Origin of the sequence: Pseudomonas sp. SIMBA_068 (genome assembly GCF_046534705.1) — a bacterium.
Classification (GTDB): Bacteria; Pseudomonadota; Gammaproteobacteria; order Pseudomonadales; family Pseudomonadaceae; genus Aquipseudomonas; species Aquipseudomonas putida.
Genome location: NZ_JAWRYI010000634.1, coordinates 1 through 267 on the forward strand (window position 1 = coordinate 1; position 267 = coordinate 267).

1 pseudogene is annotated in these 267 nt (G+C 65.2%); it reads left to right on the forward strand.

The features are described from left to right. Window positions 1-267 (forward strand): annotated as a pseudogene (locus SB756_RS30750) (LysR family transcriptional regulator); the annotation flags it as partial.

A 267-nucleotide genomic window follows, 5' to 3' on the forward strand; every position in this document is an offset into this window, starting at 1 on the left:
TGCCGCCGAATGGTTGCAACTCCCCGTGGGCGATGTAGACGCCGTGCTCAAAGACGCCGAGCAGCAATTAGGTTTCATGCTGTTTGCCAGTGTGCGTGGGCGCTTGCAAGCCACGCGCGAGACCCTGGAACTGCAGGCCGAAATCGCCCACCTCTACGAGGCCCTGGAGCCGGTGCAACGCCTGGCCAGCCGGTTGAAACACCATCACGCGCCGACCCTGCGCGCCCTGTGCACCCCGCCCCTGGCCAACCAGTTGCTGCCGCAAAG